This window comes from Chlorobiota bacterium (assembly GCA_016710285.1).
Lineage (GTDB): Bacteria > Bacteroidota > Ignavibacteria > OLB7 > OLB7 > OLB7.
Genome location: JADJXR010000001.1, coordinates 1,409,019 through 1,435,499, shown reverse-complemented (window position 1 = coordinate 1,435,499; position 26,481 = coordinate 1,409,019). Strand labels below are relative to the sequence as shown.

26 protein-coding genes are annotated in these 26,481 nt (G+C 58.2%); 13 read left to right on the top strand and 13 right to left on the bottom strand.

Going from position 1 to position 26,481, the window contains the following annotated elements; translation table 11 throughout:
- Positions 1 to 34: 34 nt before the first annotated feature.
- The 5 genes from acpS to IPM61_05040 all read right to left on the bottom strand — a co-directional run bounded on the left by acpS (position 35) and on the right by IPM61_05040 (position 2,963).
- Complete coding sequence (gene acpS, locus IPM61_05060) at positions 35 to 406, bottom strand: holo-ACP synthase (GenBank protein MBK8910681.1); 372 nt, start codon at positions 404 to 406, stop codon at positions 35 to 37.
- Positions 403 to 1,116: an HAD-IA family hydrolase gene (locus IPM61_05055; protein MBK8910680.1), complete on the bottom strand. Its 714-nt coding sequence runs from the start codon at positions 1,114 to 1,116 to the stop codon at positions 403 to 405. Before IPM61_05055 ends, acpS begins: the two co-directional genes overlap by 4 nt.
- 94 nt (positions 1,117 to 1,210) lie before the next feature.
- Positions 1,211 to 1,624, bottom strand: a complete 414-nt coding sequence (gene ruvX, locus IPM61_05050; GenBank protein MBK8910679.1) for a Holliday junction resolvase RuvX — start codon at positions 1,622 to 1,624, stop codon at positions 1,211 to 1,213.
- Positions 1,625 to 1,715: 91 nt separating this feature from the next.
- A complete protein-coding gene (locus IPM61_05045; GenBank protein ID MBK8910678.1) occupies positions 1,716 to 2,195 on the bottom strand; it encodes a hypothetical protein in 480 nt (159 codons plus the stop codon).
- Between the two features lie 171 nt (positions 2,196 to 2,366).
- Positions 2,367 to 2,963 (bottom strand): outer membrane beta-barrel protein, encoded by a 597-nt coding sequence (locus tag IPM61_05040; GenBank protein ID MBK8910677.1) that lies wholly within the window; start codon positions 2,961 to 2,963, stop codon positions 2,367 to 2,369.
- A gap of 140 nt (positions 2,964 to 3,103) precedes the next feature.
- Between IPM61_05040 and IPM61_05035 the strand changes: the two genes are divergently transcribed.
- From IPM61_05035 to IPM61_05010, 6 genes are all read left to right on the top strand, one after another.
- Positions 3,104 to 3,442, top strand: a complete 339-nt coding sequence (locus IPM61_05035; protein MBK8910676.1) for an MGMT family protein — start codon at positions 3,104 to 3,106, stop codon at positions 3,440 to 3,442.
- A 61-nt stretch (positions 3,443 to 3,503) separates the two neighbouring features.
- A complete protein-coding gene (locus tag IPM61_05030) occupies positions 3,504 to 4,445 on the top strand; it encodes an SDR family oxidoreductase (GenBank protein MBK8910675.1) in 942 nt (313 codons plus the stop codon).
- An 83-nt stretch (positions 4,446 to 4,528) separates the two neighbouring features.
- Positions 4,529 to 5,743, top strand: a complete 1,215-nt coding sequence (locus tag IPM61_05025) for a threonine/serine exporter family protein (protein MBK8910674.1) — start codon at positions 4,529 to 4,531, stop codon at positions 5,741 to 5,743.
- Positions 5,744 to 5,862: 119 nt separating this feature from the next.
- A complete protein-coding gene (locus IPM61_05020) occupies positions 5,863 to 6,333 on the top strand; it encodes a DinB family protein (GenBank protein MBK8910673.1) in 471 nt (156 codons plus the stop codon).
- Positions 6,334 to 6,340: 7 nt separating this feature from the next.
- Entirely contained in the window at positions 6,341 to 7,828 is a 1,488-nt protein-coding gene (gene malQ, locus IPM61_05015; GenBank protein MBK8910672.1) for a 4-alpha-glucanotransferase, read from the top strand.
- Between the two features lie 156 nt (positions 7,829 to 7,984).
- On the top strand, positions 7,985 to 8,632 hold the full coding sequence (locus IPM61_05010) for an SGNH/GDSL hydrolase family protein (GenBank protein ID MBK8910671.1): 648 nt from the start codon (positions 7,985 to 7,987) through the stop codon (positions 8,630 to 8,632).
- Between the two features lie 75 nt (positions 8,633 to 8,707).
- Here IPM61_05010 and IPM61_05005 read toward each other — a convergent pair whose 3' ends face one another.
- The 5 genes from IPM61_05005 to IPM61_04985 all read right to left on the bottom strand — a co-directional run bounded on the left by IPM61_05005 (position 8,708) and on the right by IPM61_04985 (position 13,392).
- The gene (locus IPM61_05005) at positions 8,708 to 9,307 is read right to left on the bottom strand and encodes a hypothetical protein (GenBank protein ID MBK8910670.1); all 600 of its coding nucleotides are present in this window, start codon (positions 9,305 to 9,307) and stop codon (positions 8,708 to 8,710) included.
- 118 nt (positions 9,308 to 9,425) lie between these two features.
- Positions 9,426 to 10,796, bottom strand: coding sequence for an oxygen-independent coproporphyrinogen III oxidase (gene hemN, locus IPM61_05000; GenBank protein MBK8910669.1), 1,371 nt, complete (start codon positions 10,794 to 10,796; stop codon positions 9,426 to 9,428).
- A 53-nt stretch (positions 10,797 to 10,849) separates the two neighbouring features.
- The gene (locus IPM61_04995; GenBank protein ID MBK8910668.1) at positions 10,850 to 12,262 is read right to left on the bottom strand and encodes an ammonia-forming cytochrome c nitrite reductase subunit c552; all 1,413 of its coding nucleotides are present in this window, start codon (positions 12,260 to 12,262) and stop codon (positions 10,850 to 10,852) included.
- Positions 12,263 to 12,334: 72 nt separating this feature from the next.
- Positions 12,335 to 12,811, bottom strand: a complete 477-nt coding sequence (gene nrfH / locus IPM61_04990) for a cytochrome c nitrite reductase small subunit (GenBank protein ID MBK8910667.1) — start codon at positions 12,809 to 12,811, stop codon at positions 12,335 to 12,337.
- A 200-nt stretch (positions 12,812 to 13,011) separates the two neighbouring features.
- Positions 13,012 to 13,392, bottom strand: a complete 381-nt coding sequence (locus IPM61_04985; protein ID MBK8910666.1) for a cupin — start codon at positions 13,390 to 13,392, stop codon at positions 13,012 to 13,014.
- Positions 13,393 to 13,505: 113 nt separating this feature from the next.
- Between IPM61_04985 and thiE the strand changes: the two genes are divergently transcribed.
- Positions 13,506 to 14,174, top strand: a complete 669-nt coding sequence (gene thiE / locus IPM61_04980; protein MBK8910665.1) for a thiamine phosphate synthase — start codon at positions 13,506 to 13,508, stop codon at positions 14,172 to 14,174.
- Here thiE and lpxK read toward each other — a convergent pair.
- From lpxK to IPM61_04965, 3 genes are all read right to left on the bottom strand, one after another.
- Complete coding sequence (lpxK, locus tag IPM61_04975) at positions 14,171 to 15,190, bottom strand: tetraacyldisaccharide 4'-kinase (GenBank protein ID MBK8910664.1); 1,020 nt, start codon at positions 15,188 to 15,190, stop codon at positions 14,171 to 14,173. The genes thiE and lpxK overlap by 4 nt on opposite strands.
- A 211-nt stretch (positions 15,191 to 15,401) precedes the next feature.
- Positions 15,402 to 16,589, bottom strand: coding sequence for a tetratricopeptide repeat protein (locus IPM61_04970; protein ID MBK8910663.1), 1,188 nt, complete (start codon positions 16,587 to 16,589; stop codon positions 15,402 to 15,404).
- Between the two features lie 112 nt (positions 16,590 to 16,701).
- Positions 16,702 to 17,610 (bottom strand): CPBP family intramembrane metalloprotease, encoded by a 909-nt coding sequence (locus tag IPM61_04965; GenBank protein ID MBK8910662.1) that lies wholly within the window; start codon positions 17,608 to 17,610, stop codon positions 16,702 to 16,704.
- Positions 17,611 to 17,735: 125 nt separating this feature from the next.
- On the opposite strand from IPM61_04965, the gene IPM61_04960 reads away from it, so the two are divergent.
- The 6 genes from IPM61_04960 to IPM61_04935 all read left to right on the top strand — a co-directional run bounded on the left by IPM61_04960 (position 17,736) and on the right by IPM61_04935 (position 26,437).
- Positions 17,736 to 18,623, top strand: coding sequence for a transporter (locus tag IPM61_04960; GenBank protein ID MBK8910661.1), 888 nt, complete (start codon positions 17,736 to 17,738; stop codon positions 18,621 to 18,623).
- Between the two features lie 56 nt (positions 18,624 to 18,679).
- Complete coding sequence (locus IPM61_04955) at positions 18,680 to 19,756, top strand: hypothetical protein (GenBank protein MBK8910660.1); 1,077 nt, start codon at positions 18,680 to 18,682, stop codon at positions 19,754 to 19,756.
- 124 nt (positions 19,757 to 19,880) lie between these two features.
- Positions 19,881 to 22,259: a hypothetical protein gene (locus IPM61_04950; GenBank protein ID MBK8910659.1), complete on the top strand. Its 2,379-nt coding sequence runs from the start codon at positions 19,881 to 19,883 to the stop codon at positions 22,257 to 22,259.
- A gap of 372 nt (positions 22,260 to 22,631) precedes the next feature.
- On the top strand, positions 22,632 to 23,453 hold the full coding sequence (gene rsmA / locus IPM61_04945; protein MBK8910658.1) for a ribosomal RNA small subunit methyltransferase A: 822 nt from the start codon (positions 22,632 to 22,634) through the stop codon (positions 23,451 to 23,453).
- Positions 23,434 to 24,390, top strand: a complete 957-nt coding sequence (locus tag IPM61_04940; protein MBK8910657.1) for a phosphatase PAP2 family protein — start codon at positions 23,434 to 23,436, stop codon at positions 24,388 to 24,390. The genes rsmA and IPM61_04940 overlap by 20 nt, the downstream gene beginning before the upstream one ends.
- A 220-nt stretch (positions 24,391 to 24,610) precedes the next feature.
- Positions 24,611 to 26,437, top strand: coding sequence for a hypothetical protein (locus IPM61_04935; protein ID MBK8910656.1), 1,827 nt, complete (start codon positions 24,611 to 24,613; stop codon positions 26,435 to 26,437).
- The last annotated feature ends 44 nt before the right edge of the window (positions 26,438 to 26,481 follow it).

Below are 26,481 nucleotides of genomic sequence, written 5' to 3'. Positions count from 1 at the left end.
GATATCGGAAGCAAGAAAGCGAGTGCCAGTGCGGTCAATCTTCCAACACCACAACTGCCCCGGCGGTGGTGTCGGTGTGGGTAAGGGAAACGTGGGCGTGCAGGTGGCCGTAGCGTTCGGCCATTGCGCCGGTCAGCAGAAGCTCGGGCTTCCCCCCGGGGCGGTTGTGTATGGCCACCTCGTGCCACTTAAATCCCTGGGTGATTCCGGTTCCGATTGCCTTGGAGAACGCCTCCTTCGCCGCAAACCGCGCGGCAAAATGCTGGGTCGCGCCAACCTTGAAACCGTTGCAGTATTCCCGCTCCTCCTCGGTGAAAATCCTCCGCTCGAATCGTTCGCCGTACTTGGCCAATGCCTCGTCAATGCGGTGGATGTCGGTAAGGTCAATCCCTATTCCCTGGATCATTCGCGTGCTCCGTTGGTGGCGGGTTCGGTGGTGGCGTGTGGTTGCAGCACAATCGTCAGCAGGTCCTTGATGTCGCGCAGGGTGTAATCGGCGTTGACGATTTGGTTGCCGAAGGTGTCGCCATATTTGGCAAACGCCGTTTTCATTCCGATTGCCGCCGCCCCAACCATGTCACGCTCGGCCCAGTCGCCCACCATGATCGCTTCCTCGGGGCGCACCTGCAGCTTTTGCAAAATCAGTTGGAACGGAACCGGGTCCGGCTTCCGCTTCCCGGTGTCGTCGAAGGTGACAACGTGGTCAAAAATGTGGTGGAAGTTCATGTAGCATAGCCGCAGCCATGCCTCGCGCGTGGGGGCATCGGAAAGAATGCCAAGCCGGATTCCATGCTTCACCAACTCCATCAGCGTTGCCGAGACGTGAGGATAGGGGATCAGTGCGGCCTCGCGTGCGCGCCGGTAGGCCACAATCCCTGCGGAAAGAACCTTGTGGTCAATCTTCCCCAGCACCTGGCGCAGCAGGTGGTCGAACACCGATTGGTACTCGATCCCTTGCTCCTTGTAGATGGTGTCAACGCTCCCTTTCACTTCCTCGAAGGTCATCGTCAGCCCGGCATCAATCATGGCGGTGATTGCGGCATCCACCGCTTGGCGTTTCATTGCCATGAAATCCACCAACGTGTTGTCAAGATCGAAAACGACGGCTTTGATCATTGCGGGTCTCCTGCGTGTTGTGCGGGGCGCAAGATAGCGAATCGCTGGTGGTGGGAAACACATCCCGGGGGCGTGGCGGACATGGTGTTGGCGTTCAGCGCGGTTGCGCGTCCAGCCAGCGTTGCAGGATAATTGCCGCCGCCCACAAATCTGATTGGCCCCGCTGGCTCCGTTTCTTTTTTTTGACCCCGCTGGCAATCATCAGCGTTCCGGCATCGCGGGTGGTGTAGGCTTCGTCCCACTCAACAACGGGGCAGTGGGCTGCGGGGGTAAGCTGGGCAACAAACTCCTGAACGCGGCGGGTGCTGTCGGTTTCGCGGCCATCAAGGTGGTGCGGCATTCCCACAACGATGATGCCAACCGATTCGTCGCGGGCAATCTGGGCAATCTGCTGCGCGGCGTTGGGGCTGTTGTTCACCACCACAAGTGGGCGTGCAAGCATCCCCAACTCATCGCTGATGGCAAGGCCAATCCGGACTGCACCGTGGTCAACTGCAAGCGCACGCATAGGTTTTGTGGAACGATGAAAAACGTGGAAACGGAAACGGGCCAATCAGTTGCTGATATGGCCCGTTCCGGTAATCGGCCAACGGCGTGGATTAGTTCATGGTGAAACGCAGCCCGCCGCTCAGGATAAGCTGGTCGGCGTTGCCAATCACATACTTAACCTCAACTGGAACCCCGCCAAACGGGGCCTTGAACTCCGCCCCGGCTCCAATATTCAATCCTACATCGCTGTCGCTATCGAACCCTTCAACACCTGCGATTGCTATCTGCAACCCCCCAATACCGTACGCAAAGCCGCTGCTGAAATCAGCAAAGCCGTAGTGGAGGTTGGCATCAATGGTGTAGAACGTCAAAGGGTCGTCAACAAAATAGTACACAAGATCGGCGGCGATGCGCATCTGCGGTTTTTTGTTGAGGTCGTAGTAGAAACGTCCCTCAAGCCCAACCGCCTCAATCTCTGCTCCGTAGGAAATCCCCGCTCCCAAGCTGACCTGGGCATGGGAGGTTGCGCTGAACAGCAATGTTCCGGCAAGCGCGATGGCCGATGTTGCAAGTGTGCGAAGTGCGTTCATGTCTGTCTGTGTGTGTGTAGGAGATGATGAATGTCTCTGTAGTTGCGCCGGTGCATTGGCGCGTTCCCGTTTGGGCAGCCATTGCGTGGCTGGCTGCGGCCCAACGGAAACGGCCCAACCATGTTGCAGGCCGGGCCGCATCCGATTCATTTCAGTTGGTCACGCTGGCGATTAGCGGCTGAAGAAGAACTCAATCCCAACACGCCCGCTGCCGATTCCGAACGAGGTGGTTGTTGGGTTTTCTGTTTCCACTTTCACGGTGGTTTCTGTTGTGGTCTTGTCGCTTAACCCCAGCGAGACTAAGCCAACTTGGCCGAAGATTCCGAACTGGTTGGTCCAGTAGTACGCCAACCCGAAGTAGGCGTTAAGATCCATGGTGCTGTTCGATTGCGAGGTCTCGGTGCTACCGCTTTTTGAGGTTGAGGAACTATTGTTGATCGCAAGCCCAACCTGTACGAACGGGTTTACCAACCCTTCAAACAGGAATCGTCCATAGATCTCAGCTCCGAGATTAGTGGTGCTGTTATCAATTTTGACGGTGCTTGATCCCTGGGAGATTTCTTCGGTGGACGAAGACATCCCAACGTTTACCAGCACCCCAGCTTGCAGCGATGGCGAGATCGCGAACTGTACCGTTGCCCCCGACGTGTTGATTCCAATTCCCAGCTGCCCATCCGGGGCGGTGTTGGTTTTCAGCGGCTGAGCGGTAGCGGTGAATGCCCCAAGAATAAGGGCTGCAGCGGTGAGAAGAAGTCCGGCACGTTTCATACGTTCTGCTCCTTGTAGCGATTAATTGATGATCCGCACCGGTTCTGGTGCGGTTGTGTCTCCTTGTCATTTCGCTTCTGGTTGCTGGCCAGAAGCGTGTCGAACATAGCGAATTTTCCGATTTTCCAAGCAAGGGAGAAATGGAAATGAACAAGGATGATTTCTACCGCCGCGTTTATCGGGTTGTTCGCCGCATCCCCGCCGGGAAAGTGACAACCTACGGAGCCATTGCCGAGTATCTTGGAGCCAAAACTTCCTCGCGAATGGTGGGCTACGCCCTGCATGGCGCGGCGGGTGACATGGACACCCCGTGCCACCGCGTTGTGAACCGAAACGGCGAGCTTACCGGCAAAATGCACTTCGCAACCCCAACGCTGATGCGCGACCTGTTGGAGTCCGAAGGCATCACGTTCCGGGGCGATGCTGTTGACATGAACCTCCATTTTTGGCAACCTGGAAGGCGGTCGAAAAAAGGGTAGCGTGGACCTCGCACTTCTCCTTGTTCCCTTCATTTAGCAATCAACTTCTTACCGCACCTTTATGCCACGTACACTTATCACCGGTGGAGCCGGTTTTTTGGGGTCCCACCTGTGCGACCGGCTTGTTGCCGAAGGGCACCAGGTGATCTGCATGGACAACCTGATTACGGGCAAAGCCGAGAATATCGCCCATCTGTTCGGCCAGCCAAATTTCCTGTTCGTTCAGCACGATGTCACCAACTACATTGTTGTTGAAGGGGCGTTGGATTATATCCTTCACTTCGCCAGCCCAGCCTCGCCAATTGATTATCTAAAATTCCCCATCCAAACGCTGAAAGTGGGGTCCTTGGGGACGCACAAAGCGTTGGGGTTGGCAAAAGCAAAAGGGGCGCGATTCCTGCTGGCATCAACTTCCGAAGTCTATGGCGACCCGCTGATCCATCCGCAGCCGGAGGAGTATTGGGGGAACGTGAACCCCATTGGTGTGCGGGGGGTGTACGACGAAGCAAAACGTTTTGCCGAGGCCTTAACCATGGCCTACCACCGGTATCACGGCGTTGACACCCGCATCGTCCGCATCTTCAACACCTACGGCCCGCGGATGCGCGTTGACGACGGGCGCGCAATCCCTGCATTCTTCTCACAAGCAATCACCGGCCAGCCACTGACGGTGTTCGGCGATGGCACGCAAACCCGCTCGGTCTGCTTTGTGGATGATTTGGTGGAGGGCATCTACCGCCTGCTCCGCTCCGACATCAACGACCCCGTGAACATCGGCAACCCCGACGAGCTGACGATGTTGGAGCTTGCCCAGGAGATTAAAAACCTGACGGGATCATCCAGCCCAATTGAGTTCCGCGCGCTCCCCAAAGATGACCCGCAGGTGCGCCAGCCCGACATCACCCGCGCCCGCCAACTGCTCCGCTGGGAGCCGCAGGTGGACCGGCAAGAAGGGCTTGCGCGAACAATGGAGTATTTCCGCGCCGCGCTTTTGGCTGGGTAATTGCTGGTTTCATCACCTTGTTGCGATTGCGCGGGTAACGCCCCCCGGAGTGGGGCGATTACTGGCCGAACAGCATCGTTCCCATGCACAACACCGCTCCCGATCCTCGCGTCGAGTTCTCCATCCGGCTTGCAACCGCGCTCCACCGCTACGGCACGCCGGCGCACCGGCTGGAGTTAATGATGAACATGGCCATGCGTCGGCTTGGTTTGGAAGGCCAATTCTTCGCCCTCCCGACCGGGATCTTTGCCTCCTTTGGCGCGCCGGAAGAACACCGCACCAGCCTGATCCGCACCGATATGAGCGAGGTGAATCTGGAGCGGATGAGCCTGTTGGATGAGCTTGCCGAAAACGTCAGCAACGGGCGGATTGGACCGGAAGAAGGGGCCGACGCGATTGAGGCAATCGTTGCCGCCCCGCCCCGCTACCCCGCTTGGCTTTCCATCCTTTGTTTCAGCGTCTCGTCGGCAACGGCAACGCGGTTTTTTGGCGGAGGCTGGCGCGAGCTGGTGGCCGCAGGGGTGATTGGGACCTGCATCGGCGCGCTGGCAATGCTGCTGGGGAAATCGGAGAACACACGGCGGGTGTTTGAGATTATCGCGGCGGTGGTGGCCTCGATGCTGGCGGCGTTGTGCGCATATCTCTTCTCCCCATTCTCCATTTACGTCACCACCCTTGCCAGCCTGATTATCCTGCTCCCCGGCCTAACGCTTACCACCGGAATGACCGAGCTTGCCACCGGCAACCTTGTCTCGGGCACGGCGCGGCTTACCGGCGCGGTGTTGGTGCTGCTGGGGATTGCCTTCGGCGCGGCGTTGGGGAGCCAGTTCGCTGCGGTGTTTCCGGCGGTGCGGGGCATCGGCACGCCAAGCCCGCTTCCTGTGTGGACCCTTTGGCTGCTGTTGCTTACCACCCCACTCACGTTTTCCGTCTTGCTAAAAGCTCGCCCGTCGGATATCCCCTGGGCAGCAATGGGGTGCTTGCTCAGCTTTATTGGGTCGCGGGTGGGGACCGCAGCGCTGGGTCCGCAGCTTGGCGCGTTCATGGGGGCGATTGCCCTGGGCGTTGGCGCAAACCTTTTTATGATCTTGAAGAAACGCCCCAGCGCGGTCCCGATGTTGCCGGGCCTTATTCTTCTGGTGCCGGGAAGCATCGGCTTCGGCAGTATGTCCAAGTTTATCCAGGACGACGTGCTGGCTGGGGTCGAAGGGGCGTTCAACGTGGCGCTGGTGGCAATCGCGCTGGTGACCGGGTTGCTGATGGCAAACGTGATCGTTCCCCCACGCCGCGCCTTGTAGCTTGCCGCCAACTCATCCACGAGGGAAGCACCGGAAGCTCCGCAATCAATCCCCAACTATCTTTGCCGCACGTTGCCGCAGATGCTTGGCCACAGAATGACCACACAGATAAGAACCACATGGACCTAACCGACCATATCCGCCGCACCTTCCAGTATGAATGGTGGGCCAACCACGCCACTGCCGAATCATTGGGCGACGGAACCGGAATCCCCGACCGTGCGATTGCCCTGATGGGCCATATCGTTGCTGCCCAACGGCTGTGGCTTTCCCGAATCCAACAGGGGGATATGCCGATGCCGGTTTGGCCCGCGTTCACCCCCCAGCAATGCCGCGCCGAACTTCAGAAGTCGAAGGAGTTGTGGGGGGAATTCCTTGCCGCGCTTTCCGCCGAAACGCTGGCCCAGCCGGTGCCGTACGTCAACAGCAAGGGGGATTCTTTCACCAGCAGCGTGGGGGATATCCTGACGCACCTGATTGTTCATGCCGCCTACCATCGCGGGCAAATCAACGCCATGCTGCGCCAAGCCGGGCACACCCCGGCCTACACCGATTTCATCCAAGCCGCACGAACCGGAGCAATAGACTAGCGTGGCAATCCTGACAGAACGTTCCAGTGGAATTTTACTCCATCCAACCTCGCTCCCGGGGCGGTATGGCATTGGCGATCTTGGCCCCGAAGCAGTGCGATTTCTTGACTTCCTTGCCGACGCGGGCCAGTCGTTCTGGCAGATGCTTCCGCTAACTCCGCCGGGCTACACGAACTCCCCCTATCAATCACTCTCAGCATTTGCCGGCAACCCGTTGCTGATTAGCCCAGAGTGGATGGCCAGCGAGGGGTTCATCCCGAAATCACTTCTTTCCACGCTTCCCGAACCACCCGTTGGGCGCGTGAATTTTCAGGAGGTGCAGAAGCACTATTCCGGCCTGTTTCACGCGGCCTACCAACGGTTCCGCCCCGGAAGTGATGTTGAGGAATTCCGCCAGCGAAACACCTTCTGGCTGGACGATTACACCCTGTTTGCCGCGCTGCTGCAGGAACACAAGGGTCAACCCTGGAACCGCTGGGAAACCGGCTTGGCCCGCCGCCAGCCCGCTCCCCTTGCCGCCGCAGCAAAGAAACTTCGGCAGTCGGTGGGCTATCATCTCTTCTTGCAGTATCTGTTTTTCCGCCAGTTCAACGCGCTGCGTGCCGGAGCGGAGGAGCGCGGGGTGCGGTTGGTTGGCGACCTCCCGATTTTTGTTGACCACAACAGCGCCGACGTGTGGTCCCACCAACATCTGTTCACCCTTGATGAAACGGGCGCGCCCACGGTGATTGCTGGCGTTCCCCCCGATTACTTCAGCGAAACAGGGCAACGTTGGGGGAACCCGCTCTACCGCTGGGAGGTGATGAAAAAGGAGGGCTATGCTTGGTGGATTGAACGGCTGCGTGCGGCGTTCGCGCTGTACGACGTGGTGCGGATTGACCACTTCCGGGGGTTCCAGGCGTATTGGGAAATCCCCGCAATGGAGCAGACCGCCGTCAACGGGCGGTGGCGGACGGGACCCGGGGCCGGCCTGTTCCGCGCCTTGCGGAAAGCGTTCGGGCATCCCCCAATCATTGCCGAAGATTTGGGGCTTATCACCCCCGAGGTGGAGGCCCTGCGCGACCGTTTCGAGCTTCCCGGGATGAAGGTGATGCAGTTCGCCTTCAGCGATTCCAGCAACCCCTATCTTCCCCACAATTTTGCCACCCCAAACTGCGTGGCCTACACCGGCACCCACGACAACGACACCGCGCACGGATGGTGGGAGACGCTGGACCGGAAGTCGAAACGGTTTGCGCAGCATTATTTGGGGCATCGTGGTGGGCATATTGGCTGGGACCTGATCCGGCTTGCGTTTTCCTCGATTGCCAACACCGCAATCGTCCCGGCCCAGGACCTTTTGGAGCTTGGCTCCGATGGACGCATGAACATCCCCGGCAGCCACGATGGCAACTGGAATTGGAGGATGGAACCGGGCGCGCTAACCCCGCAGATTGCCGAGCGATTGCGGGAGATGAGCCAGACGTTTGGAAGGAACGGCGGCGGACCTCAATAACCTTCAATCTTCTTTAACGTGGCGGGCAACATCTGGCATTCTGCGCGGTGTGATTTCTGGCACTTGGCTGGCTTGTTCCGGTGGCTGGCGCTGGCGTGGATGCTGGTGCTTGGTTGCGGCACCGCACGGGACCCCGCCCACAAATCTTCAACAACCATGAACGACACGATTTTTGCAGCTGCCCGTTCGGCGGCGGTGAACAAACTCCGGTTCCTTGCTCTGGGCGATTCTTACACGATTGGCGAAAGCGTTGCCGCTGCCGAACGCTGGCCCATGCAGCTTGCCGAACGCCTGAGGGCCGGCGGCGTTTCCATTGCCGACCCACAGATCATTGCCCGCACCGGATGGACCACCGACGAGCTGAACGCGGCCATTGACGAAGCAAACCCGCAAGGTCCGTTTGACTTGGTGACGCTGTTGATTGGGGTGAACAACCAATATCGCGGGCGCGCAGCCGAGGAGTACCGGGGGGAGTTCGTGGGGCTGCTGAATCGTGCCATTGCGTTTGCTGGCGGGAAGCCGTCGTGCGTGATCGTCCTTTCCATTCCCGACTGGGGCGTTACGCCCTTTGCCCAGGGGCGGGACCGCGCACGCATTGCCGAAGAGATTGACCTGTTCAACCGGATTGCCCAAGAGGAAGCCGAGGCCGCCGGGGCGCGTTTTGTTGACATCACTCCGGAGTCGCGCAAGGCCGCAACGGACCCCGCGCTAACGGCTGCCGATAACCTTCATCCCGCGGGCGCGATGTACTCCGCTTGGACCACTCTGGTGCTTCCGGTGGCGATGGGTGTGTGCGTGCGGTAATTCTTTACGCTCATCTCCAGTTTCATCTCGCTCTCATCTTCATGCATCGCCCCTGCGTTGCTTCCCGCGCCGTGGCTACTTCCCGAACATCACATCAAACGTTCCTTTCTCAATCCGGACCGTTCCGTTCCCCCCTTGCTCGGTGGCTTTGAAACTGAACACCCCGGCCACCCGCTTGCCTCCAAGCTGCGTGATGCGGACCGTGCCGGACCCGGCAGGCTTGGTGCTGAAGCTGGCCCCCTGGGGATTGATCCACGTAGCAAACTGGCCGGAGTCGGCCGTGCCAAATTGGAGCTGGCCGGCGGAGGTCCGTGTCCCAAGATTCAGTATCAGGCTTGTCCCATCCGGTCCAATCGCCGTGACGGCAATCGCGCTATCCACCCGCGAGGCAATCACTTGGGTTCCGCTCCATTGCTTGCCATCCACCATTGCGGCAAACGTTTGGCTGTTCGGCAGCGGCGGCGTAGCGGTCGTGTCGTGGGCTGGGGTGGCGGTGTTGGCGGTGTCGGGCGTGGCCGGCTGCGCCAGCGGTTGGGCTGGCGTTTGGGGCGGTGTGGCAGCGTTGTTCGGTTGCGTGGCGGTTCCGGTGTTGGCGGTGGTGTCGGGCGTGGCGGTTCCGGCACGGTCGCCGCAGGCCGCAAGAAGGAGCAGCGCAAGGGATAGGAAAGATTTCATGGGGCGAAGATAAGAAAGGAGCAAGGGTTTGCAGGAACGGACCGCAGGGCTTTGGCGTTGCGTTCCATCGGAACCGTTCCCGCAGCGGTTGCTCCCGCAGCGGTTGCTCCCGTGGCGGCTACACGGTTCGGCTGAACACTACATCGTTGGTTCCCAGGTAGGCATCGAACTGCATGGCAATGTTCCGCAGGAACAGCCGGCCGCGTTCGGTGATGTCAATGGAGTCGGGGTCGAAGCGGATCAATCCATCAATCACCATCGGTGCCATTCGCTCCTCGATGTCGGGGAAGTAGTGGAAGAAATCAATCTCAAAATTTTTCTCAAACCGGGGGATGGAAAGGCGAAGGTTGCACATCAGCTCGTTGATGATATGCCGCCGCAGGTAATCGTCGTCGGTTAGGCGCAGCCCGCGCGAGGTGGGAAGCTGGCCCTGGTCAATCGCTGCTTCGTATTCCGGCAGGGTTTTCAAGTTTTGGGCGTAGGTGCGGTCAAGGCTGCTGATGCTGGTGATGCCGAACCCCAGCAAGTCGCACTCGGCTCCGGTGGTGTATCCCTGAAAATTCCGGTGCAGCCGTCCCTGCTGTTGGGCAATGGATAGTTCATCGTGGGGGAGCGCAAAGTGATCCATCCCAATGTATCGGTATCCCGCTTCGGTTAGCGTCTCGATAATGTCGGCTTGGATCATCATCTTGTCGGCCTGCCCAGGAAGTGCGGTTGCATCAATGGCTCGCTGGTGGGGCTTCATGGTTGGCAGATAGGCGAAGTTGAAGGCGGCGATTCGTTCTGGCCGAAGCTCTATCACCCGCTGAAGCGTTTGGTGGAAGCTCTCCACGGTTTGCCCGGGAAGCCCGTAGATCAGATCAATGTTCACGCTCCGAACGCCCCGTTTCCGGAACCACTCCAGTGCGTTGATCGTCTCCTGTTCGGTTTGCAACCGCCGTACGGCTTGCTGCACCTCGGGGTTAAAATCTTGGACCCCCAAGCTGATGCGATTGAAGCCTGCATCGCAGAAGGCAGCAACGTGTTCCTCGGTCAACCGGCGTGGATCCACTTCCACGGAAAGCTCGGCCCCGCGTGAAAGGTTGAAGTTCCATCCAATCGCCTCGGCCAACTTGTGGATTTCATAGGGGGTCAGCCATGTTGGGGATCCGCCCCCCCAATGGACCTGTTTCACCGCTCGTTTTGTTGGGACCAGGGTCTGCATCAATTCCATTTCGCGTATCAGATACTCCATGTAGCGTCCCACGCGATTTCTATCCCGGGTGATGATAACATTGCAACCGCAGTACAAGCAAAGGGTTGGGCAGAATGGGAGATGGAAATAGAGCGAGAGGGGGCGGTGGGAGTAGCGTTCGTTTTCCTGCAACGCATGCAGCCAATCGGTATTGCCCCAGGGCTGGAAATGCGGGGCCGTAGGGTAGGAGGTATAGCGCGGCCCCGGGACATCGTAGCGGCTGACCAGTTCATGGTGGATTGCGTTCAACTTCATGGCGTTGTTGTCGGCAGGGGTTTTCCTGCAGAAAGTATGAGAATAGTAACTGGTTATCGTGCTTTTGCCGCTGCCACAGCACGTAAGGCCATCTGCCCTTTGCGTGCATAATCAATGGATTGGCCAAGAATCCGTGCGGACTCTTGCGGGGCATGGAAACCAGTAGAGTTCTCGGCTTCCACAAAATCGAGCAAGAATTGGGCTTTGCGTTGAAATCCTTGTGCGGCCGCAAGGCGTTGGCTGCTGCTGTCGGCAGCGCGTTCACTTCGCATTTCGTTGATTAAATCCATCAGGGCATCCATTGCTAGATTACGGAGCTGGAAATGCCGATCTTGAATTGTCTCCACTCGCGCACGCAGTTCTTCTTCTGGCCAGCGGTGGCAGGTCTGGCACGATTTATTCAAGTTCAGCAATGGACTACGGACGTGATGGTCGCTGATCTTCATTGCCCCTTCCCGTTTGTATGGCATGTGGCAATCGGCACAGGCAACGCCGGAGCGGGCATGAACCCCTTGATTATACAATTCGAACTCAGGATGCTGCGCTTTTAATGTTGGCGCGCCGGTCAGTGCGTGCGTCCAATCCTTGAACCCAACGGATTCGTAGTAGGCAAGAATGCTATCGGCTTGTAGCCCTTTTGCCCACGGATACACAAGCCGTTTTTCTGGACCTTTGAAGTAGTATTCAACATGGCATTGGCCGCAGACATAGCTGCGCATCTCTTGGCGCGTAGCCATGGTGTTTACGTTGTAGTTCTGCACCCCTTGTGATGCTTTTAAGGTTTGTATCCCTTCGATAAATCCTGGCCGTGTGACGCGCAGCTGCATTGTGGCGGGATCGTGGCAATCAATGCAAGCAACGGGATGCTGCACCAAGCTCTTAACCTCGCTATAGGGTTTACTGTTCAGCACTTCAAAACCTTTGATAAGATCCCCGCCGCCAGCACGTTTGTATGGCAGATACACCGAAGCATGACAGTGCAGGCAAGTGCCAGGCTGTTTTGCTACATGCTGCCGTTCGGTAAAAATCTGATCCTCCAGCATAAACGCATGGCCGCGTTCTTCGCGGAAGTCTTTGCTGAATGCGTACCCCGCCCACATTGTCACCAATCGAGGGTCTTCTTGCAGCTTCGATTGCGCCACTACCGAGCGGGGATCCGCTTGCGTGGGGGAATGGGGAAGTGCTTCGCTTCCGCCATAGCGGGTGCGCACTTGGTCCACAGTCTTGCGATAGTCATCGTACTGAAGTGGGAAGTTTTTCCCCCAGACCGCTGGGTCATCAATGGTGTCGGTTAGGTCCACCACCCGATAAAACGGGTTCTTTGCTTCTTCTTTCCGCTCGATAATGCTACTAAGAAGCAGCCCCCCGCCAACAGCTACCACTAATGTGGCCAACCCTGTCAGCAAGAAAAACCGGAAACTGCCGATAGGACGGCGCGATGCCTGTGGTTGCGATGGTGTAGCCATGAAATCTCCTGAACAGTTGATGAAAACGTTGGCATCTGACAACGATGCGTGGCGGAAAACAATACGGGATGACTACCGCACCCAATGCCCCACTGTTGCATGGCAGCGAACACATGAGGTTGGTTCCGCCCCAGCCTCGGTTCCTTCATGGTGCCGGGTATCAATCGCGTCAACAATTTCTTGGTGGCAGCTGCGGCAGGCTTCCTCGGTCACTTGGCGATTGGACGGCTTAATCCGAAGTGGGTCGGGAAAATCACCGCTGGTAAACGCTACCGAGTGCCAAAATCCATTTTGTGCTTTTGTCCAGTACTTGCCGATAGTGGAATGTGGAGTGTGGCAATCATTGCAGACAGCCACCGAACGATGACTGGATTTTGTCCATGCATCAAAATGCTCCTGCATAATGTGGCAATTGGCACATGCCGCAGGGTTGTTGGTAAGATAGGACCCGCCCTGGGCGTAGATAAACGTGTAGGCGGCAATCCCAATAACCAGCCCGCCAACCCCGCCAACAATCATCCATCGAAGTTGCGAAGCACTGAACCGCATGATTTCTGGAAATGGCTTGTTGTTCCTGATACCGACACACAGCAACCCTTCTACCCTCTGCCGCTGCAAGAATACGCCGTGGAAGCCGTGGGCAAGAATGACAAATGTCAGGATCGAACAGAGAAATTTTAAGGGGCACCGACCGCGCGGCCAGTGCCCCTTTTATCCATCGTGTTCCCCCTCTGTTTTTTTGCCGTTGATTACGGCTGGTTCGTCCCTTCGCGCCCGTACCAGTCGCGCACCCGAACCACGTCGTCAAGGTGGGGGGTTGAGACTTCCAGCACGTCGGCATCTTCAATCCCTTCCAACGTGTGCACCTCGCCGGGGCGATTCCGCCACGTGTAGCCTTCGCCAATCTCCATCTCGGTCAGTTGGTCCACGCTTGGACCTTTTATCAGTTTCAGTTTGCCCCGCAGAACGTAGCTGGTTTCATCCTTGTGGTGGTGGTACTGCAAGGATAACCGCCCCCCGGCGTTCACGTGCAAAATTTTCCCCACGTACTCCTTGGTCCATGCGTACCATATCTCATAGCCCCACGGCTTCTCGATTCTAACAGGAAGGTCTTCTGGTTTGATATCCATAAATGCTATGTTGAGGTTGATTGCCACAAGCAATTTACGCCGCCGCCGAAAACGGAAGCAAGGTGCAGCCTCGGTTGGCGGCCCCGAAAGAATCCCAGATTGTGATGAACGCGATGAACCCGCAGCCAACACGAACCCTACCGCCGCCGATTGGACGGCTGCACGTTATCACCGACACCGCCGTGCAATCGCGCCATGCCCACGCTGAACTTGCCGAGCTTGCAATCCGTGGCGGGGCCGACACCATCCAGTATCGAAGCAAGGAAACGGAGTTCCGCACGCTGATGCACCAGGCCGGAGCCGTTGCCGATGTCTGCCGCGCCCGCAACGTGCTGTTCCTGGTGAACGACCGTGTGGACCTTTGCCTTGCCATCGGTGCCAATGGCGTTCATGTTGGAAGAACGGATATCCCTGTTGCGATTGCGCGCACGCTGTTGGGTCCCTTGAAAATAATCGGCGGCACGGTCCGCAACCCCGAACACCTTGCCGAGGCCGAGCGGGAAGGCGCCGATTACGTTGGCTTGGGTCCAATTTTTGGGACCACCTCCAAATCGCTGGCGGTTCCCCCGATTGGTCTGGCGATGGTGCGCCAGGTGGCGCGGTCGGCAACGATTCCGGTGATTGGGATTGCCGGCATCACGGCCAGCAACGCCCGCAGCGTGGTGGATGCCGGGGCGTGGGGCGTGGCGGTTATCGGCGCGGTCTGCGCCGCCGCCGATGTCACCGCTGCGGCTGCCAGCTTGCGGGCCTCCATTGCCGATGCGCCGCCCTTCAATCCTTAGCCACCCGCTTCCGTTGGGGGCTGCCCCATCACCCGTTGCAGCACTTGGATCAGGCGTTCCTCTTGGTCAATCACCACCCGAATTTTCATCACGGCTAAACGCTCCTGCAGCTCAGGGAATTGCTCAAGTTTCACCGCGTCTTTCTCCGTGGTTAGCAGCAGTGCGGTTCGGTGGCGTTGCAGCGCGTTGGCAATGGTTGCGGCATCATCGCGGGTGTAGCGGTGGTGGTCCTTGAACCGCAGCCACTCCATCACCCTTCCCCCTCCTGCTTCATTCAGCATCTTCGTAACGCGCTCAGGGTTTGCAATGCCGGTGGCAAGAATCACCGGAACGTTCGCGTGGGGAATCGGGCTGCCATCGTGCCAGCGAACAACGCCGTCGAATTGGGTCCGCATGGGAAGGAGAAGGCTTTGCTGGCGGCGATAGCGTTCGGCCCAGGCGGCGGCGTTGGGGCTGGTGGCAACGATAACATCGGCACGGCCAAGCGCGCCGGGCCATTCCCGCAACCGGCCCGATGGAATGGGATAGGGAGCGTTGGCGGTGGCATCGTCAACAATCACCACGTCAAGGTCGCGGGCAACGCCCCGGTGCTGGAAACCATCGTCTAACAGAATCACCCCGGTTGGCCGCGCGGCAACGGCAATAGCAAGCAGATCGGCGCGGCGGCGGGCAACGCCAATCGCGCCGTTGTGCAACCGGCGGGCAATCAGCGAAGGCTCGTCGCCGTAGCGTTCCGGGGCTGGCGGTGGCGTGCCGCTCCACCAGATCAGCGTGTCGTCCTCCTCCCTTCCATATCCCCGGCTTAACACAATGCAGGGGCGCGTTTGCTGGATCAGCTGGGCAAGGTGGATGGTGAGCGGAGTTTTCCCTGACCCACCAACCGACACATTCCCAACCGAAATCACCGGCAACGGCGAACGCACCGCACGCAGCTGCCGTGCGCGCCCAACCGCAGCCGCAACGCTGGCATACAGCGTGGAAATGGGGAAGGCAAGAATGGAGAGAAGGTTAGGCACAAGAGGAGCAAGAAGTGCGATTGATGCAAAGCAAAGAATTGCGCAGAAGTCCCGACCGGCATCAATATAAAGCCGGAGAGCGTCCCCTGTGATAAGGATGCTCCCCGGCAAAATTCATGGCGATGGTCGTGCTGTTTTTTGTGGCGCGTGGCTGCCCAGTAATCGTTCTGCCCACCCGCAGCATCGGGCTGTTCCCCGCGCGTTTTTCTTGTCACCGATACGGCGCGGCGATGAAGCCTTTTGCTTTTGTGTGCGAGTTGCTGTACTCCTCCATATCCAACACTTCTTCGTACTGGTCAATGGCTTTTTTGCGATCCCCCAGCGCGTCGTACACGTTCCCCAGCTTCAGCGTGGATTGCACAATCCAGCTGGTTTCGTCCTCGCCGATTCGTTCGCTTTGCCTTGCTGCTTGCTCAAAAAAACGGCGTGCGTCGTCCAGCTTCCCTTCCCGCAGGCGGATGTCCCCCAAGTAGTACAGCCCCTGCCGTGCCAGCGTGATCTCGTACCCCGGGGTGTGCCGCTTCACCCGGCGCAGAATCTCGGTCCAAGCGGAGTCGGCGTTCGTGAAATCGTTGGTCATGTAGTAGTTCTTGGCCAAGTATTTGTGGAACACCGGGTTGAACGGATACTGGGTGTAGAGTTCCTTTGCCACGTCCAACCCCGCCGGGTAATCTTTTTCGAAGTTGGAGAGGATTTCCATCAGCGAGTAGCGTGCCTCCACGTTGGCGTAGGCGGCGCGCTTGCCAGAAATCCGCAGCATCTGGATCCCCAGCTGGCGGTCGCCGGGTCCCAAAAAACTGATAAAACTGCTGGCCCATGGATATTGCTGCGGGATGTAGGCGGCCATGTAGTTGTACAAGCCGGACCCCAACAGCACGTCGCTGTTGCTGGGTGCCATCCGCTGGCATTGCAGGATGATCTCGTATGCCTCCTTCCCATCGGTGATTGCCCCCAGCGTTGAGGGGCTGAAGTTTTTGCTGACGTTCAGCCGTGCGCGGTATCCCAACGCGCTCCCCTTGAAGAACAGGCCCACAATGTCAATCGGGTTTTTGTCCAATCGGTCCTCGCAGATTTGCAGCGTGCGGTCAATCCGTTTGTTGAACGACTCGGAATAGCGGTCCACTTTGCTGTCAACGTCAATGTTCGGAACAATCCGCCACCAATCCACCAACGCCAGCAGGAAGTACCCGGCGGGGTGGTCGGGATAGAGCTTTATCATGGAATTGAAGATGCTGTCGGCTTGCGGGTAGCGCAGGTTGTACATCGCCTCAAGGCCGCGCCGAACGATGGTGTCGGCACGGGCATCCAGCAGCGCCCATTGCGATTGCGCCCGCTGGGGAAACAGCAGCAGCCCGAACAAGGCAATGCTGAAAAAACTGATGCGAGCTATCTGGTTCATCTGAAGTTCTCCGAAGTTAATTGATCGTCTCCCCAGCCACACCGTTGCTGCGGGAAACTGAACGGCGGCTGTGACCAAGCCACCAGGATGAAGGTTGCACCCCGCCCCAGCATCACGCTTTTGGCTGCACCTTTGCCGCACCTTCCCAAAACCGGCCCGCATAGACGTACGGCGAACGCTTCACCAATGGCAAGAACAACGCCGCAATCCCCGCCGCCAACGCAAGGGTTGCAACAAGCCCCCCTTCCGGACCAAACGCGCCTCCGGTCAGGAGCGTTGGCGTGCTGCTGGTGGTTCGCACTATCGCTTCCCCAAACTCCATCCCGCTTACCGGCATTCCCACAACTTTTGCCACCGTCACGTTCCAGGCGGCATGGGCGGCAATCGGAAGCCAGAGCGATCCGGTGCGAAGATAGCAGAGCGAGAAGAAGATGCTTGCCAGCGATACATTCACCAATCCCATTGCCGTTACTTCCGGGTTCTGGCTGTGCGCCAACCCGAACAGCAACGCCATTGCCACCGTGGAAACGGTGGTACCAACCAGTTCGTTCAGCCGCTGGTAGAAGTATCCACGGAACAACAACTCCTCCCCCGCTGCCGACAAGATCATGTATCCCGTTCCAACCAGCAGTTGGCTCCAGCTGGCAACATTCCCCGCCGCCACGCCCCCCAGCAGTGCGCACGGTATCCATGCAAGCAACGCCATTCCAATCCCGATCAGCGCGCCGGTGCCAAGCTCGCGCAGGGTCCAGGGGTGGAACCCCAACCCCACCCACAGTGCAGAGCGGCGATCGTAGTAGCGTGCAACCAGAAGGGTGACGGCGCAGAGCAAGCCATACCACAGCAGCCGCGAAGCCCCGGCAAACGAATCATCCAGAACACCGGTCCACCACGCAACCTGCGTTGCGCCCAGCAAGGCGGCGATAAACACCCCAATCCCAATCCCGTTGATTGCTGCCGTGCGGCGTTCCCAGTATTCCATGCCGCAAAGGTAGGGAATGGAAAGAAGCAGGGAAATCACAGGAAGAAATTGCCAAACCCAAGCCGCTGCCGATTCGGGCAAGGCCCAAGAATGCCGCAAAAAAAAATCTTTCACCACCCATTTCTTCCCTCGCAAGATCCGTCGCGGGTGAGTAGGTTCGCCGCGTGAAAACTATTTTTGCCCGGCCTTTCCTGCCCCTTTGCTTGTTCTTCCTGCTGTTGGCTCCGCTTCCGCCACTTTTTGGTGGCGGGGCTTGGAACCGGAAGCCGGATGGATACTACATCAAGCTGGGGCCAACGTTCCTGACGGCCCGCCAGGAATACGACTCCAGCGGAACACTGCGCGACATTTTCAACGACCCCGTCAACTTCCGCAACCCATCGTTCGGCATCACCAACATCGGCTTTTATGGCGAGCTTGGGCTGACCGATTGGCTGACCGGAACCCTTTCCACCCAATACTCCGTTGCCGTCCGCCAGGCAACGCTGCCGAACGGGGTGGACACCTCACAATCGGCAAGCGGGTTGGGGGATATTTGGCTTGGCGGGCGCGTGCGATTGCTCCCGAACGAAAGCGCAATCGCCGGCGCGGTGACGCTGGCAGTAAAGCTGCCAACGGGAAGCCCGAATCAAGAAATCCCGCTGGGGACAGGGGTGATAGATTATGAAGGCGCGATAGCATTTGGCGGTCCTTTTTCGGCGGCGACCTTGCAGGGATATTGGCAATCCAGCGGCGGCTATCGCTTCCGGAACCGTGGCGCGGATGAGCTGGCGTACCAAGCTGAGTTCGGGCTGCATCTTGCCGAAACGCTGATGCTGCAAGGGGTGGTTGATGGCGTCCACTCCTTTGCCGATTTTGATGGGGTTGCCAGCGGCGGCGTGCCGATGGTGAGCACCGCCAGCAGCGACCAATCGTTCGCACGGTGGAACGCCGGGTTCATCTATGCCATCGCGCCCGATACGGATTTAACCGTAAGCTACGGCCACACCTTTGCCGGGCGGAATACTCTGTCGGTGGGGGCGTTCGGGGTTGGGGTGGCGTGGAAGAAGTAAGCGAAGCAGCGGTGGGCTATCAATCATTAACCTAACAACCTATCCAAAGACCAGCCATGGCATCTTCACCAGCTCGCGTTCTCCTGTTTGTGATTCTTGGAATCGTTGCCGTTGTGGTGCTGTTCGTTGCGGGGATTTTTGGCGTTGCCATGTTTGCCACCTCCGGCGTTGCCGACGCTGGCGACAAGTTTATGAACGCCCTGAAGTCACGCGATTACGCCGCCGCTTGGAGCCTTTGCACCCAGGAAGTGTACGACGACATCCCCACCGCCAAAGCCTTGCAGGAGCTTATCACGGGGCAGCAGGTGGAGCCGGTGGAGTGGTCCTACAGCTCGCGCAATATGGAGAACAACGAAGGGGAGCTTGCCGGGGAGGTCACGTTTGCCAACAAGACAACGGGATCGCTAAGCCTTGTGCTGCGGAAGGTGGAGGGCCAATGGAAGATTCGGGGATTCCGGTTGCGCTCGGCATTTGCCACCGAGGTGGGGAAGGTTGCCGATACCTTCCTTGAATCTCTGAAGTCCCGCGATTACTCGGCGGCCTGGGCCTTGTGCGCCCAGCCTGTGCGGAACGACATCCCATCGCCCCAGGCGCTTTCCACCATGATCCGCTCGCTAGAGGTGGAGCCGGTCTCCTGGTCCTATCAGATCACAAAATCAGCCGATGGCGAAGGGGGGGTAAGCGGGGAAGTGATCTTTGCCGACAGCGGAAAAGGGGAGCTTCGGATGGTGGTGCAGCAGCAAAGCGGAGCTTGGAGCATCCAGATGTTCCGGTTGGAACGCGAGCTTGCCACCGAATCCATTGCCGAGCTTGACAGCATCACCAACCAGTTTATGAACGCCTTGAAGCAGAAAGATTTTGCGGCGGCGTGGGACCTGTGCACGCCCGAGGTTCGGGCCGATCTTCCCACCCCCGATGCGCTTGCCACGGTGATCCTTCGCCAAAGCCTGCAGCCCGCCGATTGGCTGCTGAAAAGCACCACAAGCTCCGTCAACCACAGTGCCGGAAGCCAGGGGGTGATGGTGGGCGAGGTCACGTTCCAAAATGGGAAAAAGGGGTCCGCAAACATCATCGTGCAGAAGCAATCGGAGGGGTGGAAGATTCGCGGATTTCATTTGAAAGAGAGTGAGTGATCCCCCCGCGCATTTCCGCGACTTTTGAAGATTACTCCAAATCGAAAAATGGTGCATCTTTGCGCCGCACTTCGCTTGATACCTCCGTTGTCAAGCATCCCTTCCACCGTATCATTTTTTTCGTATGCTCTACTTCCAACTTTTCTGCTGCTTGCTTCTGTGCTCCCTTTCCGCTCCGGCTCTTCTGGCCCAATCCAGCGGCAGCACCAACCCAAGCAAGCCAACCGAAATCCGCACGTTGCGGACCCTTGTGGACAGCCTGCAGCTGGATCCAACCCGCATCGCCGATGTCTCCGGAATGATTCTGCAACGGGAGGTCGGCTCCTTCTCCTTCGAGCAAGGGACGTTCTACTTCTGCTCTTCCATCAAAGGGGCCATCGAGGGGGTGCTGTTTGTGGGGCGGGGTGAGTTCATTTTCGTCCCGCCAACAACCGTGGAGAAAGGGCAGCTGAAGCGATTTTTTAAGGAGGAGATGATGCAGCAACCGTTCAGCTCCATCCTGATGGTGTTCAGCGACTCCACCATGAAAGAGATCGGCACCGGCTTGACGTTCCGCAAAGGGGAAATCCCGGACGATGTTTCCAAAGCCTTCCGATCGTCCCACCAATGGATGTTTGCCAGCGCGGGCTACACCTTCAACTACGAGTGCCTGAAACTGCTGACCGCGAACAAGCCAAAGGAGATGTTTGTTGCCTGCATCAACCCGCCAAAAGAATCCCCAGTGGTGTTTGCTGTGAACCCGTTTGAGGATGAGGAGGTGATGCTTCTGCGAAGCGATAACGACCCACGGATTGGAGGGAAATTTTTGGAGGTCGTCAACCAGTTCCACACCCTGCGCGAGTACGAGGAAGGGCTGACCCCATTAACCCAGCATGACGAGCTTACGGTTGACAGCTGCGTGATTGACTGCCGCTTCCAGGATGACCTTGCAATGAGCGTGGGGGCCAAGCTCAGTTTCCGCACGGTGCATCCCAACCAGAAGTGGCTCACCTTCACTCTGTTCGGCAGTGTGACGGTGGATTCGGCAGTGTGGGGCGACGGCAGCCAAGCGGAATTTTACTGGAGCAACGAAGGCACCCTGTGGGTGCGGAACACCCCGAACCCAGCGGTGGGAACGCCAACCTCAATCCGGATATACTACCACGGCAAGATGATTGTTCGCCAGGAGAACTTGTTCACCTTGCTTTCCTCCATTGGCTGGTATCCGCAGCATGGCTACAAGCAGAAATCGTACTTCGACCTCACGTTCCACGCGCCGTCGAACTTCACCCTTGCCAGCGTGGGGGACCGGGTGATGCAGAAGGAGGAAGGGGAGGTCATCACCACCCGTTGGGTCCCCGACCAACCAATCCGGAACGCATCGTTCAACATCGGGTTGTTCAAGGAGTATGAGATCAAGATGGACAACCTTCCGCCGATTACCATCCTGATGTCAAAGTCGGGTCACAAGGAGGCCGCGGCGCGGTTGATTGAGCAGGGCTACACCTCGGGCGCAAATATGCACGAGCAAGTTGCCGAGGATGTCGGGACCAGCTTCCTGCTGTTTACGCGGGTGTTTGGCGAGCTTCCGGTGAAGCGTTTCTACGCCACGGAGATTTTAGGTTCGCACGGCGAGGCGTTCCCGGGGATGCTGCACCTTGCCTGGACAACATTTTTGCGGAACGACGAAGCCGGGTTCGACCACATCTTCCGCGCCCACGAAGTTGCCCACCAGTGGTGGGGAATCGGCGTGGATTTTGCAACCTACCACGACCAGTGGCTAAGCGAGGGGTTCGCGGAATATTCAGGGATGATCTACCTGCAAGCCGCATTGAAGGACAACAAGCTGTTCCTGAGTTGGATGGAAAAATTCCGGAAGCAGCTGATGGGAAGCCGCAAATCGCTGTTTGGCAAAGGGACCGAAGGGGGGCCAATCTGGCTGGGATACCGCACCCAATCCAGCCTTACCCAGGGGGACTACGATCTTATCATCTACTTGAAAGGTGCCTGGGTTCTGCACATGCTTCGCAACCTGGTGATGGACCCGATGACGATGAAGGATGAGAAGTTTATGGCGATCATGCGGGACTTCTTCCAAAGCTACGTTGGGAAGGAAGCCACCACCGAGGACTTCCAGCGGATTGTGGAAAAGCACGTTGGGGTCAGCATGGATTGGTTCTTCCAGCAGTGGGTCTATGGGACCGAAATCCCCACGTATCGCTTTGCCTACACGGTATCGGACACGGTGATTAACGAGCCGGACGCGCCGAACAAAAAGATGTACAAAGTCCGCTGCCACATCCGGGCAAAGGATGTTAGCCCGTCGTTCAAAATGTACTTGCCAATTCGCGTGGTGTTCGACGGCGACAGGGCCGTGCGGATGCGAAGAATGGTGGAAGGTGAAGTCACCGAGATAGAGTTGCCGCTACTCCCAGAGAAACCGGAGGAAGTGGTCCTCAATGATCTGGAGTCGGTGCTGTGCGAGGTGGAAACGGTGGATTGGGATGAGCGGATGGAGAAGTAAGCAACGCAGCACGCCGCTTCCCCGCCGCAAAATTTATTTTCCGGTCCCCTTGCTATCGCTTGCGGAATGGGGGTATATTGCTCCCCGTAATTGTGCTGCGCCGGGGGTGCTATCAGGGAGTCCTCGGGCGCGAAACACGGTTCCCTGCAAACAAGGAGGTGATCCCATGTCTGATCCTATGACGTGGGCCTCCTTCCTGAATCGCTAGCACCGATTTTAGGAGGAAGCTGCTACGGAATTCAAAGCCCTGTTCGGCATTGCCGGACAGGGCTTTGTATTGCCCACCCGCCGGGCACGCGATTGAACCCGCCGCCCCACCCCACGCGAACGCTTCCCCGCGCCAATGTGATTATGTTTGCCGCAAAAGTTTTTATGGAACGAATCCTTCCCAAAAAATCTCTTGGCCAGCATTTCCTGACCGACCGGAACATCGCCGAAAAAATCGTGCGCCAGTTTGGCGCGAAGCCGGAGGAAGTGGTGGTGGAGATTGGCCCCGGCGAAGGCGCGCTGACAGGGCTGCTGGTTGAGCATGGTTGCCGCTTGATTGCTATCGAGCTGGACCCCCGTGCCGCCGAACGAACCCGCAAGCAATATCACGGGAAGGTGGAGGTGATGGAGCAAGATTTCCTGACGATTGACCTTGCCCAGATTGCTGCCCAGCAGGGCGTTGAGCGGCTGCGGGTGATTGGAAACATCCCGTACTATATCACCAGCCCCATCTTGTTCCATCTGATAGAAGCACGCGCCGCCGTCGGCGATGCAACCTTGATGATGCAGCTGGAAGTTGCCGAGCGATTGGTGGCCACCCCTCGCACAAAGGAGTATGGAATCCTTGCCGTGGCGTTGCAAACCCACGCCGAAGTGAAGAAGCTGTTCAACGTTGGTCCACGCTGTTTCTATCCCCCGCCCAATGTCAACTCGGCAGTGGTGCAGCTGCGGTTTGCCGAACGACCCCAGCTTGAAGGAATCGCCAAGCAGCACCAGCAGCTTGTTCGCGCGGCGTTCAGCCAGCGGCGGAAAACATTGCGCAACTCGTTAGCCCAATTGATCGGAAATCCAGAACACCGTGAAGAGCTTTTCAGAACCGCAGGAATCGGACCCCAACAACGGGCCGAAGAACTTACCATCGAAGACTTCCTCCGCCTCGCCCGCGTATTCGCGCAGACGCAAACGGGTGGCCGCCGGGAACCGTGAGCGCGAGAACCTGTGGGGCGCGTTGCGCCACGCGCTGTGGAGCACGGAGTACCTGACGCTCTTCATGCTGGCGGTCTATACCACGCTCTGCTTGATTTTTCTTCCCAGCATTGCTTCCCCGTTTGCAATCCTTCAGCTGAACATTCTTGTTGCGGTGGCAACCGTTGCCATCCCCCTGTGGTACGACCAAACCGGGGGGCGGCTGGCGCATATCTTCCGTTCGTTTTACGTGCTGCCAATCGGCTACATGTTCTACGCCCAAATCCACAACTACATTCCGTTGGTCCATCCGGTAAACTACGACGACGTTTTGGCGGCGTGGGACCGCGATCTGTTTGGCGTGAATCCAACCGAATGGATCTACCGCTTTGCCAACCCCTTCCTGACGGAATATTTGCAGGTGTGGTACAACTTCTTCCAGTTGATGCTGGTGTTCCCGGCGGTGAGTTTCTACCGCCAGAATGCCATGCGGAAATTCAGGGTCTATTCAATGGTCCTGCTGTTTGGGTTTTACCTGAGCTACCTGGGGTACTTTGCCATGCCAGCCATTGGCCCGCGGTTCCAGGTGCACGATTTCCATTCCATTGACCGCGAGCTTCCGGGGCTTCTGCTTACCGAGCCGTTCCGCGCGTTCATCAATGCCGGCAACAACATCACCCCCCAGATGACCGACCCCTACGCCGTCGTCAACCGCGACTGCATGCCAAGCGGCCACACGATGATGTCGGTCCTGGGAATCTTGATGGCGTGGCGGCTCCGTTCGCGCTGGCGTTGGTTTATCACGGTTGGCGGGGTCAGCGTGGTGGTTTCCACCATCTACCTTCGCTACCACTACATGGTGGATATGATGGCCGGCACCGCGTTGGCGTTCATCGTCTTCTGGACCTATCCGTGGGTGGTGAAGTTGTGGGAAGAACGGTGGAAGGTGAAGGTGTAAAAAAGGAAATGGAAATCGAGCCGGAAGGAATCGCGCTCCCAATCATCAAAGACGGGGGCGCGCTCCGCTTCGGCCCCCTTCCCCGTGGAGATTTTTTTCTTTGTTGTGCTATTTCTCCGTTGGCAATTAGCGGAACAATTGCAAGATTGTGGGCGGTTTCACACCCCGGTCTTGCAATTTGGTCAGCGAAATGGTCCACACGTAGGCGCACAACGAACACATGAAGAAGAACGCGATACCACGATTACTGCTGCCGCATTCCCTGCTGATTGCTTTGCTCTGGGTTGCGTGCGCCATTGGTGCTGCCGGCCAGGTGCAGGTCCTGCTGCAACAGCCGCCACGCAACCAGCTGAAGGTTGCCGATCTCTGGAAGATCACCATCACCAACACCACCCCCGACCAGTACCAGATATTTCTGCGTGGCACGGCAACGCATGAGAAGGATGGCCAAATTGCCGACGCACACTGCGCCACCTTTACCCTTCCCCCCAACACCACGAAAATGGTGAGCGGGGTGGATATCTCCCCCGTCAAACTTGATTCCTCGGACCCGGAGTACAAAGCGATCTTCACCCAAACCGGAACGGTCCCGGCGGGGAATTACACCATCTGCGTGTACGTTACCGCGGTGGCGCGCAACGGGAACCAACTCCCCGCGCCGGAGGTGATCGGTAGCGATTGCAAAACGGCCCAGGTCCACCCGCAATCGCCCCCGGTTCTGATTTTCCCGGAGGATGAATCGGACGTTACCGAGACGCAGCCGCAGTTCACGTGGCTTCCCCCCGCGCCGCTTCCGCCCGGGCAAAAACCACGCTACCAGCTTCGGATTGTTGAAATTTTGGGCCGGCAAACGCCCTACGATGCCATGCGCTCCAACCCCGCATGGTTCACCACCACCCTTGCCGGAATCGCAACGCTCCGCTACCCCCTTGCTTCCCGACGGTTCATCGAAGGGCGCAGATATGCGTGGCAGATTACAGCCTTTGGAGAAGGGTACGAAATTGGCGAAAGTGAGGTCTGGTGGTTCCGCTACAACCCCAACAAAGGGACCAACAGCAGCGATGGAAGCGACTATCCGATTCTGCCCGGAGGAGGCATTAGCCAGCAAGGACAAGAAGGGAGAGGGATTGGCGGAACCAATCCGATTGGGAGCGCAGGTTCCGTTGTTCCCGGGTTCGGGTTTGTCCAGCTTGAATTTCCGTTCCTGAAGAACTACCACGACAACAACGCACGGCTGTTCCGCCCCAACACCGCGAACGAAACTGCAACCGATGGAAGCGGCTGCGGCACGCGCCCATCCATCACCATCAGCGATTCGATAGAGGCGAGCGCGCCCGACGGGAGCGGCATTCGCGTGCGGCTTCGCTGGCAGATGCGCCACTCGGCACCGATTGACCACATTGACCTTCGGATTAGTGCCATCACGCGGTCGGGAACGGATTCCCTGGTGCGGCAGTTTATCTACCGCCAGCGGGAGAACGGAACCATTGCCGGCGGAACAACATTCTCCCCATCAGAAATTGCTGGCGCGGAAGTGGTGACGTTCGCCGTCAGCGGCGTTGCGGTGGATATGTTGGGGCGTTCCAGCAGAATCATGCGCCATCAAGTCAGCCTGGCGATTGCTGGGTACACCCGTCCTACCAGACATCTTATTGGAAGCGAAGAATATGCGCTTGAGCCTTTTGGCCAGAGCGAGAGCGCAACCGACACGATTGTGGTCCGCTCCATCAGCCGCGACGGGCGCACGGCAACGGGATTCTCCACCAATCGGCTTTCCCTTTCGCGCCGAAGCCGCACGGTGACGATGGTCAACAACGACGTGATCCCCCATCATTTCACATCGGTCTTCACCCCCACCTATGCGGAGTTTGCTCCGCCGATTGGGGTTGGCGGGATTCCGCGCCTGAATTTCGGATTGCTGAACCCGGGCCAGACGGTAACCATCGCCCTGCCGGATCCGCTTCCCCAATGCTACCAATGGACGTTGTTCGACCAACACGCGCCCGCGCCAAATCAGCCGCTGAGAATTGTTGTTGATAGGCCCTGAACTGATATTCCGTGAACCACGAAACCGAACCGAAGATCTTATCC